The sequence below is a fragment of the Caballeronia sp. LZ029 genome, from assembly GCF_031451275.1.
Taxonomy (GTDB): Bacteria; Pseudomonadota; Gammaproteobacteria; order Burkholderiales; family Burkholderiaceae; genus Caballeronia; species Caballeronia jiangsuensis.
The window spans coordinates 1,631,811-1,645,611 of record NZ_JARUXO010000001.1 but is presented as its reverse complement, the minus strand read 5'-3'; the positions used below and the strand labels follow the sequence as shown (position 1 = coordinate 1,645,611).

Sequence of the window (13,801 nt, the reverse complement as noted above, 5' to 3'; positions counted from 1 at the left end):
GCCCGTTCCGCGTTCGCCTTGCGTTCAACCTTGAACAAAATCAGATGAAACCCGTGATCGCGCTCGTCGGGCGCCCCAATGTTGGGAAATCGACGCTTTTCAACCGGCTGACGCGCTCGCGCGACGCGCTCGTCGCGGACTTGCCGGGCCTGACCCGTGACCGCCACTACGGCGAAGGTCGCGTGGGCGGCGAACGTCCGTATCTCGTCGTGGACACGGGCGGTTTCGAGCCGGTGGCGAAGGACGGCATCCTGCACGAGATGGCGCGGCAGACGCGTCAGGCGGTCGAAGAGGCCGATATCGTCGTGTTCATCGTCGATGGCCGCAACGGACTCGCGCCGCAGGACAAGGCGATCGCCGACTATCTGCGCAAGACCGGCCGTCCGCTCTTTCTGGTCGTGAACAAGGCCGAGGGCATGAAGTACTCGGCGGTCGCAGCGGACTTCTACGAGCTCGGTCTCGGCGATCCGCGCGCGATCTCGGCGGCGCATGGCGACGGCGTCGTCGAGATGATCAACGATGCGCTCGACATCGCGTACAAGGATCAGCCGGAAGAAACGGACGAAGAGAAGGCGAAGCACGGCGTCAAGATCGCGATCGTCGGGCGTCCGAACGTCGGCAAGTCGACGCTCGTGAATACGCTGATCGGCGAGGAGCGCGTGATCGCGTTCGACATGCCCGGCACCACGCGCGATTCGATCTATGTTGATTTCGAGCGACAAGGCCGCAAATACACGTTGATCGACACAGCCGGTCTGCGCCGCCGCGGCAAGGTGTTCGAAGCGATCGAGAAGTTCTCGGTCGTGAAGACGCTGCAGTCCATCGCGGACGCCAACGTCGTGATCCTTCTGCTCGATGCGCAGCAGGACATCTCGGAGCAGGACGCGCACATCGCGGGTTTCGTGGTCGAGCAGGGCCGCGCGCTCGTCGTCGGCGTGAACAAGTGGGACGGTCTGGACTCGCATGTGCGTGAGCGCACGAAGGCGGACCTGACACGCAAGCTCAAGTTTTTGGACTTTGCTAAATTCCACTACGTTTCGGCGCTGGAGAAGACGGGCATCGGCGCGCTGATGAAATCGGTCGACGACGCCTACGCCGCCGCGATGGCGAAGCTGCCGACGCCGAAGCTCACGCGCGCGCTGATCGACGCGGTGGAATTCCAGCAGCCGCGCCGTCGCGGCCCGGTGCGGCCGAAGCTGCGTTACGCGCATCAGGGCGGGCAGAATCCGCCGATCATCGTCGTGCACGGCAACGCGCTCGACGCGATCACGGAGACGTACAAGCGTTATCTGGAAGGACGTTTTCGCGAAACTTTCGGGCTCGCCGGCACTCCACTTCGCATAGAGTTTCGGTCGAGTCACAACCCATACGCGGACAAGGACTGAGAACCGCGTGAAGCCTTACGGTTCGGTGCCGTCAGCCATTTGGCCGAGGGGTCCCGAAAACGTAAAACAGCGAAAATCGGCTATAGTGTAGCGATTGTCGGCGGATCTCTTTTTCTTCGTCCACAATACTTCCAACCTGCAAAAAAACACGGAGTTTGCTATGAGCAACAAAGGGCAATTGTTACAAGACCCGTTTTTGAACGCACTGCGTAAAGAGCATGTGCCGGTGTCGATCTATTTGGTCAACGGCATCAAGCTTCAAGGCAACATCGAATCTTTCGACCAGTACGTCGTGTTGCTCCGAAATACGGTCACCCAGATGGTCTATAAGCACGCTATTTCGACGGTCGTGCCTGCCCGCCCGGTGAATTTCCACCCGGACGCTGAACCGTCCTAAACCTCGTCGCGGCCGGCGCGAATCTGCCATTTCAAAAGCGAACATTAAGCAACTCGCCGGTCGCTTCAAAAACGTAAATACATCAATTTGATCAACGCAGCGCTCGTCGGCATAGACTTCGGCAAGATCGATTTCGAAGCCAGTCTGGAAGAACTCAGCCTGCTCGCACAAAGTGCGGGCGCTCATCCCGCCGTCACGCTCACCGGCCGCCGCTCGAGCCCCGATGCCAAGATGTTCATCGGCAGCGGCAAGGTCGAAGAACTGCGCCTGCAGTGTGAAGCGAACGACGTCGAACTCGTCATCTTCAATCATGCGCTCGCGCCCGCGCAGCAGCGCAATCTCGAGGTCGCGCTGAATCGCCGCGTGGTGGATCGCACGAGCCTCATTCTCGATATCTTCGCGCAGCGCGCCCGCAGCCACGAAGGCAAGCTGCAGGTCGAGCTTGCGCAACTGCAATATCTGTCGACGCGCCTCATTCGCGCGTGGACCCACCTCGAACGCCAGAAGGGCGGTATCGGCTTGCGCGGCCCGGGTGAAACGCAGCTCGAAACCGACCGCCGTCTGATCGGCGAGCGCATCAAGGCGCTCAAGTCGCGGCTCGAGAAGCTGCGCCGTCAGCACGGCACGCAGCGGCGTCAGCGCGTGCGCAACCGGACCATGTCGGTGTCGCTCGTCGGCTATACGAACGCGGGCAAGTCCACCTTGTTCAACGCGCTGACGAAGGCGCAGGCGTACGCGGCCAATCAGCTCTTCGCTACGCTCGACACCACGTCGCGCCGCGTGTTTCTCGGCGAGGAAGCGGGGCATGTCGTCGTGTCGGACACGGTCGGGTTCATCCGCGAATTGCCGCACCAGCTCGTCGCCGCATTCCGCGCCACGCTCGAAGAAACCATTCATGCGGACGTGCTGCTACATGTGGTCGATGCATCGAGCGCGGTGCGCCTCGATCAGATCGATCAGGTGAACGAGGTGTTGCGCGGCATCGGCGCGGACAACATTCGCCAGATTCTCGTCTTCAACAAGATCGATGCGGTGCCTGAACTCGCGGCCCGTGACGAAGCGGTTGAAAGGGACGAGTATGGTAATATTTCGCGCGTTTTCTTGAGTGCACGCACGGGTCAGGGGCTCGATGCGCTGCGCGCTGCCATCGCCGAAATCGCCACGGCGGAAATCGGTGAGATCGATGCGGGCCTACCCAGCGTGCTCGCCGAATTTCCGGGCTCGCACGAGGCGTCCGACGCAACGCAATCCACGCAGTCCGAGTCAAACGCCACACACGACACGAACGCGCAGCCGGACGACCACCGGCAGGCTGTCGAACGTGACGATCACAAGGTCCCCGAGCACGGACATTAAGTTGCTTCGGAATTGCATCGACCCGGCATCGACCCCGGCTGTCTAATGGTGAATCACCGAGTGAACGACTACAAAGAGCGGACTATCCGGCAAGCTGTGCATGCCGTCTTTTCGATCAACGATCCGCGCTGGGGGCGGGGCGACGGCAATGGCGTGAAGAACGACTCGAAGCGCCCGCAAGACGGCAAGCGCCCGAACGGCAAGGACGAAGGTCCACCCGATCTCGACGAGATGTGGCGCGAGTTCAATCGCCGCATCGCCGGCGTGTTCGGCAAGAAGCCCGGCAACGGCGCACCGCGCGAGAACGGTCGCGGCACGAAGATCGGCGTCGGCATCGTCATCGGCGTGTTGATCGCCATCTATCTCGGCAGCGGCGTGTTCGTCGTGCAGGACGGGCATGTCGGCGTCGTCTCGCAATTCGGCAAGTATCGTCAGACGGTCTCGCAGGGCATTCACTGGCGTCTGCCGTATCCGTTCCAGTCGAGCGAAATCGTCGATACCTCGCAGATTCGTTCCGTCGAGGTCGGCCGCGGCACCGCGCTGTCGCAAGGCAACGTGCGCGACGCGTCGCTTCTGACGAACGACGCGGATATCGTCGACGTGCGCTTCGCCGTGCAGTACCAGATCAAGTCGCCCACTGACTTCCTCTTCCGCAGCGTCAATGCTGACGACAGCGTCACGCAGGCCGCGCAGTCGGCGATCCGCGAGATCGCGGGCGGCCTCACCACGGACGACATGCTCTACAAGGATCGCGAGGCGCTGCGCGCGCGCCTGATCGAAACGATCCAGCGCTCGCTCGACACCTATCGCACCGGTCTGCAGGTGACGGGCGTCGCGGTGCAGAGCGTGCAGGTGCCGCAGCAGGTGCAGTCGGCGTTCGAGGAAGCGGCGCGTGTGCGTCAGGACAACGAACGCGCCCGCGACACCGCGCAAGCCTATGCGGATCAGTTGCTGCCGCGCGCGAAGGCCGACGCGGCCAAGCTGATCGACGAGGCGCGCGCCTATAGCAACCGCGAAGTCACGCAGGCGCAGGGAGACGCGGAGCGCTTCAAGGAGGTCTACGCGGAATATTCGAAGGCGCCCGCGGTCATTCGTCAACGCATGTACCTGGACACGATGCAGCAGATCTACTCGCGCACCACGAAGGTTTTCGTCGACAGCAAGGCGGGCAATAACGTCGTCTATCTGCCGCTCGACAAGCTCGTCGAAGCCAATCGACAGCAAGCGAAGGACGCGGCCGAAGGCGCGAGCGGCGCAGCCGCATCCGCCGCACCCGCCGCGACGGAAGCGCCTCAGGCGCGCGCGCAGGGCACGGCGGGCGCGTCGGCGCCTGCTGCTGCCGCACCCGCCAGCGCGGCAAGCGCTGCCAGTGGCGCGAGCGCGAATGCCGGCGGCGATCCGCTGCGCTCGCGCGACGCGTTCCGTTCCCGCAGCCGGTCGGAAGACCTGCAATAAGGAGCGCGAACATGAATCGAATCTTTGCGCTCGTCGTCGCCGTCGTCATCGTGCTGTTCATCGGTTCGTCGATGATCTTCACCGTCGACGAAAGACATGCCGCCGTCGTCGCCGCACATGGCGAAGGCAATCCGCGTCTCGAAGGCCCCGGTCTGCACTTCAAGCTGCCGCCGCCGTTCCAGACGCTTACGCTCATCGACACGCGCACGCTCACCATCGACGAATCCGGCGCCGACCGTTTCTCGACCGCGGACAAGAACGAAGTGCTGGTCAACACGGTGATCAAATATCGCGTCTCGGATCCTTTGAAACTCTTCGAAAGCAACGAGAAGAACACGCAGACGGCCGAGGAGCGCATCACCGCGCTTGCGCGCACGGCGCTCGCGAGCGCCTTTGCGAAGCGCCCGCTCACCGACGCGCTCGGCGCTCAGCAGGCGATCGAAACCGACGCGCAGAAGAGCGTCGAAAGCGCGGCCGCGGTGTTCGGCGTGCAACTGGTCGACCTGCAGATGACGCGCATCGACTTCCCGTCGGCGGTGGCCGATTCCGTCTACAAGCGCATGATCGCGGCGCGCCAGCAGGCCGCGGCGAACGAGCGCGCGAAGGGCACGGCGGAGGCGGACAAGATCAAGGCCGATGCGGAGCGCACGCAGCAGGCCATCGTCGCGGACGCCTACAGTCAGGCGCAGTCGATCAAGGGCGAAGGAGACAGCAAGGCGGCGGCCATAGCGGCCGATGCGTACGGACGCGATCCGCAGTTCTACCAGTTCTATCAGAGCCTGGAAGCGTATAAGAAGACGTTCAAGCCGGGCGACGTGATGGTCGTCGACTCGAACAGCGATTTCTTCCGCTTCATGAAGAGCCCGACCGGCGGCGCGACGGATACGTCGGCCCCGGCGACGGCGAAGCGCTGATTCCCGTCCGCGCCGCGCGCCGGATCGTCACGGTCGCGCGGCATCAAAAAAAACCCCTGGACATGGCCGAGACGTTACTGCTCGCTCTTGCGTTGATGCTGATTATCGAAGGCATGTTTCCCTTCGTTTTCCCGACCGCCTGGCGCGATACCTTTCGCCGCATCGCGGAGCGGCCGGTGCACCATATCCGCATCGGCGGACTGGTCGCCATGGTGCTCGGCCTGATTCTGCTCCTGATCGCGACGTGAGCCTCGTCCGGCAGGCCGCCGCCATTTCGCCTATCTTGTCCTTATCCTTTCGTCCCTGACCGTTCAAGTCCGTGAGCGCCGCGCGATCCGCGCCGAGCCTTCTCGTCCCGTAGGAAACGTATCGATGTCCACCTGGTTACTTCCCGAGAATATCGCCGACGTCTTGCCGTCGGAAGCCCGCAAGATCGAAGAGCTGCGCCGCCGCCTGCTCGACCGTTTCCGTTCGTACGGCTACGAGCTCGTGATGCCGCCGATGCTCGAGTATCTCGAATCGCTTCTGACGAGCGGCGGAAGCGACCTGAATCTGCGTACCTTCAAGCTCGTCGATCAATTGTCCGGGCGCACGCTCGGTCTGCGCGCGGATATCACGCCGCAGGTATCGCGCATCGACGCGCACCTGCTGAACCGGCAGGGCGTGACGCGTCTGTGCTACGCGGGCGTCGTGCTGCACACGCGCCCGCGCGGACTGCACGCGACGCGCGAGCAGATTCAGATCGGCGCGGAAATCTATGGGCACGCCGGGCTCGAAGCGGATCTCGAGATCCAGCAGCTCATGCTCGATTCGCTGCATCTCGCAGGTCTGAAGAAAGTGCGTCTCGATTTGTGCCACGCGGGCGTGCTCGCCGCGCTGCTGGAACTCGAGCCGGCGGCGGCATCGCTCGGTGAAGCGCTTTACGAAGCGCTCGCGAGCAAGGACGTGCCGCGCCTCAATGAGCTGACCGCGCATCTCGGACAAGTGCCGCGCGAGGCGCTGCGCGCCTTGCCGTCGCTCTATGGCGATGCTTCGGTGCTGCAGATCGCGCGTGGCCGTCTGCCGAATCTGCCGGTGATCGCGCGCGCCCTCGACGATCTCGCGTTCCTCGCAGGTCAGGTCGAAGGCGCCGAGCTGATGATCGACCTCGCGGACCTGCGCGGCTATGCCTATCACAGCGGCGTGATGTTTTCCGCCTATGTCGATGGCGTGCCGAACGCCGTCGCGCGCGGCGGCCGATACGACGACGTTGGCCTCGCCTACGGCCGTGCGCGGCCCGCTACGGGCTTCTCGCTCGATTTGCGCGAAGTGGCGCGCATCTCGCCCGTCGACGCACGCGGCAGCGCGATTGTCGCGCCGTGGAAGCACGATGAACCGCTGCGCGCAGCGATTCTCGCGTTGCGCGACGCGGGCGAAGTGGTGATCCAGGCGCTGCCCGGCCACGACCACGATCTGGACGAATTCGCGTTCGACCGTGTGCTCGTCGAACGTGACGGCAAATGGACGGTCGAAACCCGCACCTGAAGCGGACGATGAATACAGGCGCTTGATCGGCAAGGGAATTTGCTTAGCGGATTCCAATCACGCAAGCGTGACGAAATCGCGAAACGCGTCCCGAAAAACTCGGAACCTTTCGCGAACATAGGTAAAATACGTTTTTAACCAGCTAACGAATCAACATGTCTGCCAGTGCAGTGAATGTGAACCCGGGGCGCAACGTCGTCGTGGTGGGCACCCAGTGGGGTGATGAGGGCAAAGGCAAGATCGTCGACTGGCTGACGGACCACGCCCAGGGCGTCGTGCGCTTCCAGGGCGGTCACAACGCCGGCCATACGCTCATCATCGGCGGCAAGAAGACCATTCTTCGCCTCATTCCCTCGGGCATCATGCGCGCGGGCACGGCCTGTTACATCGGCAATGGCGTCGTGTTGTCGCCGGAAGCGCTGTTCAAGGAAATCGACGAACTGGAAGCTGCGGGCGTCGATGTCTGCAAGCGCCTCTTCATTTCCGAAGCCGCCACGCTCGTTCTTCCGTATCACGTCGCGATCGACCAGGCGCGCGAAGCCAAGCGCGGCGCCGGCAAGATCGGCACGACCGGTCGCGGCATCGGCCCGGCGTACGAAGACAAGGTGGCCCGTCGCGGTCTGCGCGTGCAGGACCTTTTCGATCGCGCGGTGTTCGAAGAACGCCTTCGCGAAACGCTCGAATTCCATAACTTCGTGCTGACTCAGTATCTCGGTGCGAAGGCCGTCGATTTCCAGGAAACGCTCGAGACAATGCTCGGTTACGCCGACCGTCTCGCGCCCATGGTCACGGACGTTTCCCGCCGTCTCTACGACGAAAACCACGCCGGCCGGAATCTGCTGTTCGAAGGCGCGCAAGGCACGCTGCTCGACATCGACCACGGCACGTATCCGTATGTCACGTCGAGCAATTGCGTCGCGGGCGCGGCGACTTCGGGCGCGGGCATCGGGCCGCAGCGTCTGAACTACATTCTCGGCATCACCAAGGCGTACTGCACGCGCGTCGGTTCGGGCCCGTTTCCGAGCGAGCTGTACGACGCGGACAACGCCCAGCGTCAGGATCAGGTTGGCCTGAATCTCGCGACCGTCGGCAAGGAATTCGGCTCGGTCACCGGCCGTCCGCGCCGCACCGGCTGGCTCGACGCGGCCGCGCTGCGCCGTTCGATTCAGATCAACGGCATCTCGGGCCTGTGCATGACCAAGCTCGACGTGCTCGACGGCCTCGACGAAGTGAAGCTGTGCACGGGCTACACGCTCGACGGCAAGCTGATCGACATCCTGCCGCGCGGCGCATCGGAAGTGGCGCGCTGCGAGCCGGTGTATGAAACCTTCGGCGGCTGGAAGGAAAGCACCATTGGCATCACGCAATGGGACGGGCTGCCGGAAAACGCGCGCAAGTACCTGTCGCGCGTGCAGGAAGTGGCGGGCGTGCCGATCGACATGGTGTCGACCGGTCCGGACCGTGACGAAACCATCCTGCTTCGCCATCCGTTCAAGGTCTGAGCGCTTTAACGAGCCTCGACCGGAACCGGACGCTGTAAAGAATGTGGCCGCCTGATGCGGCCACATTTCGTATATAACCTAAGCATTTGAAAGAGCCTCACCATGATCGCGATGACGGACCCGCGCAACGACGACAAGAACCTCTGGGTCGGCTGGGATGAATACCACCGGCTGATCGAACTCCTCGCACTGAAGGTGCACGAGTCGGGCTGGAAGTTCGACAAGATCCTGTGTCTCGCGCGCGGCGGCCTGCGCGTGGGCGATCAACTGTCGCGCATCTACGACCTGCCGCTCGCCATTCTCGCGACGAGCTCGTACCGCGAAGCAGCGGGCACGGAGCAGGGCGATCTCGACATCGCGCAATACATCACGATGACGCGCGGCGATCTGTCCGGCAACGTGCTGCTCGTCGACGATCTGGTCGATTCGGGCGTCACGCTCGCGCGCGTGCAGGAGCATCTGAAGGAGCGTTATCCGGCGATCACGTCGGTGCGCTCGGCGGTGCTCTGGTACAAGGCGTGCTCGAAGGTCAAACCCGACTATCACGTTCAGCATCTTGAAACGAATCCGTGGATTCATCAGCCTTTCGAGGAGTGGGACACGGTGCGTCCGCACAACCTGGGCGCGTGGATCAAGCGCGGCACGCAAAACGGACGCGGATGATCGGCGACACCTGATCTTTCGCATGACAGACGCCGTTCGCCTGGCACGAAGCCGGGCGCAACGGCGTTTTTTGTTTTCGCGAGATGACGGACCGGACGCCGAAGCATTGTCGTGAACACGCCCGCCGACGCACGCGGAGTGCGATGCTACACTCTCACACGCGTCTCTCGTGGCGCTGGAGCAACACGCGAGAAGGCGTCTTCGCGTGCAACGTTAGATAGAATGGCGTTCGTTTTTTTCCGCCCTGGACGGATATATCGCTTTTATGACTAACACGACTCACGCGCACGAGCATAAACAGCCAATGCACTCGCTTGCGCTCGCCGCCATTGGCGTCGTTTTCGGCGACATCGGCACGAGTCCTCTCTACTCCCTGAAGGAAGCCTTTAGTCCGTCGCACGGCATCGGCTTGTCGGAGGCGTCGATTCTCGGCGTCATCTCCTTGCTCTTCTGGGCGATCGTCATGGTGGTCGCCGTCAAATACGTGCTGTTCGTCATGCGCGCCGACAACAACGGCGAAGGCGGCGTGTTCGCCATGACGACGCTCGCGCTGCGCAGCGTGAGGGAGGCGGGCAAGATCTCGGGCGTGCTGATGATGCTGGGCATCTTCGGCGCATGCATGTTCTACGGCGACGCGGTCATCACGCCGGCGATGTCGGTGCTTTCGGCGGTCGAAGGTCTCGAGATCGCCGCGCCCAAGCTCACGCCGTACGTGCTGCCGATCACGATCGTGATTCTCATCGCGCTCTTCTGGATCCAGCGCCACGGCACGGCGGTGGTCGGCAAGCTCTTCGGCCCGATCATGGTCGTGTGGTTCGCGACGCTCGCGGTGCTCGGCGCCGCGCATATCGTGATGGAGCCGCGCATCATCGTCGCGCTCAATCCCTATTACGCCTTTTCCTTCATGGGGCAGCACGTCCTGCAGGCGTATATCGTGCTCGGCTCGGTCGTGCTGGTGCTGACCGGGGCGGAAGCGCTGTACGCGGACATGGGGCACTTTGGCGTCAAGCCGATTCGCTACGGCTGGTATGGCTTCGTCATGCCGTCGCTGTTGCTGAATTACTTTGGTCAGGGCGCGTTGCTGATGCACTCGCCACAGGCCATCGAGAACCCGTTCTTTCTGCTCGCGCCCGACTGGGCGTTGCTGCCGCTCGTGATTCTGTCGACGGTCGCGACCGTGATCGCGTCGCAGGCAGTCATTTCCGGCGCGTATTCGCTGACGAGCCAGGCGATTCAGCTCGGCTACGTGCCGCGCATGAAGATCCTTCACACGTCGGAACTTGCGATCGGCCAGATCTATATTCCGCTCGTGAACTGGATGCTGCTTTTCATCATCCTGTGCATCGTCATCGGCTTCAAGAGTTCCGAAAATCTCGCCGCCGCGTACGGTCTCGCCGTCACCGCGACGATGCTCACGACCACGATCCTCGTGTCCGTCGTGATGGTGAATCTGTGGGGCTGGAACCGCTGGCTCGTCGGCGGGATGATCGCCGTGTTCCTGATGATCGACATCGGCTTCTTCGGCGCGAGCCTGCTCAAGATCGAGCAGGGCGGCTGGCTGCCGCTGTGCATCGGCGGGGCGCTCTTCTTCTTGCTGATGACCTGGTACAAGGGTCGCATGATCGTGAAGGATCGCACGGCGGCGGACGGTATCCCGCTGATGCCGTTCCTGCAAGGCTTGCTCGCGCATCCGCCGCATCGGGTGTCGGGTACGGCGATCTATCTCACCGGCAGCGATTCGCTCGTCCCCGTGAGCCTTCTGCACAACCTGAAGCACAACAAGGTGCTGCACGAGCGCACCATCTTCATGAACTTCAAGACGCGCGACATTCCTTATGTCGACGATGCGCATCGTCTCGAAGTGAAGGACATCGGCGGCGGACTGTTCCTCGTGAAGGCGGCATACGGCTTCAACGAGACGCCGGATGTGAAGGCCGTGCTCGAACAGATCACACGCACGCACGCGATGACCTTCGAACTGATGGACACGTCGTTCTTCATGGCGCGCGAGACGGTCGTGCCGACGGAATTGCCGGGCATGTCGGTGTGGCGCGAGCGCGTGTTCGCGTGGATGCATCAGAACGCCGCGAAGCCGACGGATTTCTTCAGTATTCCCGCGAATCGCGTGGTCGAGCTGGGCACGAAGATCGAAATCTGACGCTTCGTTTTCAGAAGCGCAAAAAGAAAACCCCACGTTGCAAGACGTGGGGTTTTTTATTGGCAGCGGGGAACGTCAGCGTTTCAGTTTTGCGAATGCCGCGGCCATCGCACCGGCGGCTTCCGGTTCGCGACGCTGCTGCGGACGCTGACCCGAACGACGATCCTGCGAACCGCGCGATTGCGCGCCGCCCGCACTGCCGCTCGCCGAAGCCTGCGCGGAGTCATCGTCCAGACGCATCGTGAGCGAAATACGCTGGCGCTTCACATCCGTCTCGATCACTTTCACCTTGACAACCTGACCGGCCTTCACGACTTCGTGCGGGTCCTTGATGAATTTCGTGGACATGGCCGATACGTGCACGAGACCGTCCTGATGCACGCCGATATCGACAAACGCGCCGAACGCCGCGACGTTCGTCACCACGCCTTCGAGGATCATGCCCGGCACGAGGTCCGAGATTTTCTCGATGCCTTCCCTGAACGTCGCCGTCTTGAACTCGGGGCGCGGATCGCGGCCCGGTTTTTCGAGTTCCGCGAGAATGTCGCGTACGGTCGGCAGGCCGAAACGATCGTCGACGAATTCAGTGGGCGACAGGCCCGTCAAGGCGTCGCGCTTGCCGAGCACATCGCCGATATGCTTTTTGATCTTCGCGAGAATGCGTTCGACGACCGGATACGCCTCCGGATGCACCGACGAGCGATCGAGCGGATTCTCGCCGTTGTTGATGCGCAGAAAGCCGGCTGCCTGCTCGAAGGTCTTGTCGCCGAGACGCGGCACCTTCTTCAGATGCGCGCGCGACGGGAACGGCCCGTTGGCATCGCGATAATCGACGATATTGCGCGCGAGCGTCGAATTCAGCCCCGACACGCGCGCGAGCAGCGCGACCGACGCCGTGTTCGCATCGACGCCGACGGCGTTCACGCAATCCTCGACGACCGCATCGAGCGAGCGCGCGAGTTCGCGCTGATTCACGTCGTGCTGATACTGGCCGACGCCGATCGCCTTCGGCTCGATCTTGACGAGCTCGGCGAGCGGGTCTTGCAGCCGCCGTGCGATCGACACCGCGCCGCGCAGCGACACGTCGAGCTCCGGAAACTCCTTGGCGGCAAGCTCCGATGCCGAATAGACCGATGCGCCCGCCTCGGACACGACGATCTTCTGCAGCTTCAGATCCGGGTGCTTCGCGATGAGTTCGCTCGCGAGCTTGTCGGTTTCGCGCGATGCGGTGCCGTTGCCGATCGACACGAGTTCGGCCTGAGTCGCGTGCGCGATGCGGGCGAGCTTCGCGATGGAACCGTCCCAGTCGCGGCGCGGTTCGTGCGGGTAGATCGTGTCGGTCGCGAGGAGCTTGCCGGTGCGATCCACGACCGCGACTTTCACGCCGGTGCGCAAGCCCGGATCGAGACCGATCACGGCCTTCGGGCCGGCAGGCGCCGCGAGCAGCAAGTCCTTCAGATTACGCGCGAAAACGCGAATGGCTTCATGCTCGGCTTCTTCGCGCAATTGCGTGAGCAATTCGGTTTCGATGTGCGGCTGCACCTTCACGCGCCAGCACCAGCGGCACACGTCGGAGAGCCACTTGTCGCCGGCGCGGCCACGATTGGCGATGCCGAAGTGCTGCGCGATCATCGCTTCGCAGGGGTGCGGAATCTGCGCGTCGAGTTCCTCGCCGAGGCCGAGCTTGACGGTCAGCACGCCCGCATTGCGGCCGCGGAACAGCGCGAGCGCGCGGTGCGACGGCACGGTGCGGATCGTCTCGCTGTAGTCGTAGTAGTCGCGGAATTTTTCGCCTTCCTCGCCTTGTTTGCCGTCCACCACGCTCGACGTGACGAGCCCCTGGTTGAACAGATGCTCGCGCAGCTTGCCGAGGATTTCGGCGGTTTCGCCGAACTGCTCGGAGAGAATGTCGCGCGCGCCGTCGAGCGCGGCTTTGGTGTCGGCGACGCCTTTTTCCGCATCGACGAACTTTGCGGCTTCGGCTTGCGGATCGAGCGTGGGATCGGCGAGGAGCGCCTGCGCGAGCGGTTCGAGACCGGCCTCGCGAGCGATCTGCGCACGCGTGCGGCGCTTGGGCTTGTAGGGCAGATAGAGGTCTTCGAGAACCTGTTTGCTGTCCGCGCCTTCGATGGCCCCGCGCAGTTCGGCCGTGAGCTTGCCTTGCTCGTCGATGCTTTGCAGGATCGTCGCGCGGCGGTCTTCGAGCTCGCGCAGGTACAGCAGGCGCTCTTCGAGCGTGCGCAACTGCGTGTCGTCGAGATTGCCGGTGACTTCCTTGCGATACCGGGCGATGAACGGGACAGTCGAGCCTTCGTCGAGAAGCCCCACGGCGGCGGCGACCTGACGCGGCTGCACGGTGAGTTCGGAGGCAATGCGCTGTACGATCTTGAGTGCTACGGTTTCCGTCATGTTTCTGCGCTGTCTGCGGCTCGCCGGCAGGATTCGCG

At 63.1% G+C, this 13,801-nt stretch carries 11 protein-coding genes; 10 read left to right on the top strand and 1 reads right to left on the bottom strand.

Annotated features, from left to right (window positions below; all coding sequences use genetic code 11):
* Positions 1-44 precede the first annotated feature (44 nt).
* The 10 genes from der to QCE73_RS07740 all read left to right on the top strand — a co-directional run bounded on the left by der (position 45) and on the right by QCE73_RS07740 (position 11,354).
* Entirely contained in the window at positions 45-1,385 is a 1,341-nt protein-coding gene (gene der / locus QCE73_RS07785; RefSeq protein WP_187604616.1) for a ribosome biogenesis GTPase Der, read from the top strand.
* Positions 1,386-1,545: 160 nt separating this feature from the next.
* Positions 1,546-1,782 carry an RNA chaperone Hfq gene (gene hfq, locus QCE73_RS07780; RefSeq protein WP_008349383.1) on the top strand — a complete coding sequence of 79 codons (237 nt, stop codon included), beginning with the start codon at positions 1,546-1,548 and terminating at the stop codon, positions 1,780-1,782.
* A gap of 87 nt (positions 1,783-1,869) precedes the next feature.
* Entirely contained in the window at positions 1,870-3,138 is a 1,269-nt protein-coding gene (gene hflX, locus QCE73_RS07775) for a GTPase HflX (protein ID WP_238293083.1), read from the top strand.
* Positions 3,139-3,198: 60 nt separating this feature from the next.
* Positions 3,199-4,593, top strand: coding sequence for an FtsH protease activity modulator HflK (hflK, locus tag QCE73_RS07770; RefSeq protein ID WP_035501152.1), 1,395 nt, complete (start codon positions 3,199-3,201; stop codon positions 4,591-4,593).
* Between the two features lie 11 nt (positions 4,594-4,604).
* Positions 4,605-5,507 (top strand): protease modulator HflC, encoded by a 903-nt coding sequence (gene hflC / locus QCE73_RS07765; protein ID WP_035500999.1) that lies wholly within the window; start codon positions 4,605-4,607, stop codon positions 5,505-5,507.
* Between the two features lie 56 nt (positions 5,508-5,563).
* The gene (locus QCE73_RS07760; RefSeq protein WP_035500998.1) at positions 5,564-5,755 is read left to right on the top strand and encodes a DUF2065 domain-containing protein; all 192 of its coding nucleotides are present in this window, start codon (positions 5,564-5,566) and stop codon (positions 5,753-5,755) included.
* Between the two features lie 124 nt (positions 5,756-5,879).
* Positions 5,880-7,031, top strand: coding sequence for an ATP phosphoribosyltransferase regulatory subunit (locus QCE73_RS07755; RefSeq protein ID WP_035500997.1), 1,152 nt, complete (start codon positions 5,880-5,882; stop codon positions 7,029-7,031).
* Between the two features lie 155 nt (positions 7,032-7,186).
* Positions 7,187-8,533 carry an adenylosuccinate synthase gene (locus QCE73_RS07750; RefSeq protein ID WP_035500996.1) on the top strand — a complete coding sequence of 449 codons (1,347 nt, stop codon included), beginning with the start codon at positions 7,187-7,189 and terminating at the stop codon, positions 8,531-8,533.
* Positions 8,534-8,635: 102 nt separating this feature from the next.
* Complete coding sequence (locus tag QCE73_RS07745; protein ID WP_213226005.1) at positions 8,636-9,196, top strand: phosphoribosyltransferase; 561 nt, start codon at positions 8,636-8,638, stop codon at positions 9,194-9,196.
* A gap of 265 nt (positions 9,197-9,461) precedes the next feature.
* Positions 9,462-11,354, top strand: coding sequence for a potassium transporter Kup (locus QCE73_RS07740; protein ID WP_035500994.1), 1,893 nt, complete (start codon positions 9,462-9,464; stop codon positions 11,352-11,354).
* A gap of 75 nt (positions 11,355-11,429) precedes the next feature.
* Here the strand turns inward: QCE73_RS07740 and QCE73_RS07735 are convergent, their stop codons facing one another.
* Complete coding sequence (locus QCE73_RS07735) at positions 11,430-13,763, bottom strand: Tex family protein (RefSeq protein ID WP_035500992.1); 2,334 nt, start codon at positions 13,761-13,763, stop codon at positions 11,430-11,432.
* Between the last annotated feature and the right edge of the window lie 38 nt (positions 13,764-13,801).

Coding starts and splice junctions, on each gene's coding strand:
- QCE73_RS07755 (WP_035500997.1), top strand. CDS start 5,880: ATGTCCACCTGGTTACTTCCCGAGAATATCGCCGACGTCTTGCCGTCG.
- der (WP_187604616.1), top strand. CDS start 45: ATGAAACCCGTGATCGCGCTCGTCGGGCGCCCCAATGTTGGGAAATCG.
- hflC (WP_035500999.1), top strand. CDS start 4,605: ATGAATCGAATCTTTGCGCTCGTCGTCGCCGTCGTCATCGTGCTGTTC.
- QCE73_RS07735 (WP_035500992.1), bottom strand. CDS start 13,763: ATGACGGAAACCGTAGCACTCAAGATCGTACAGCGCATTGCCTCCGAA.
- QCE73_RS07745 (WP_213226005.1), top strand. CDS start 8,636: ATGATCGCGATGACGGACCCGCGCAACGACGACAAGAACCTCTGGGTC.
- QCE73_RS07750 (WP_035500996.1), top strand. CDS start 7,187: ATGTCTGCCAGTGCAGTGAATGTGAACCCGGGGCGCAACGTCGTCGTG.
- hfq (WP_008349383.1), top strand. CDS start 1,546: ATGAGCAACAAAGGGCAATTGTTACAAGACCCGTTTTTGAACGCACTG.
- QCE73_RS07740 (WP_035500994.1), top strand. CDS start 9,462: ATGACTAACACGACTCACGCGCACGAGCATAAACAGCCAATGCACTCG.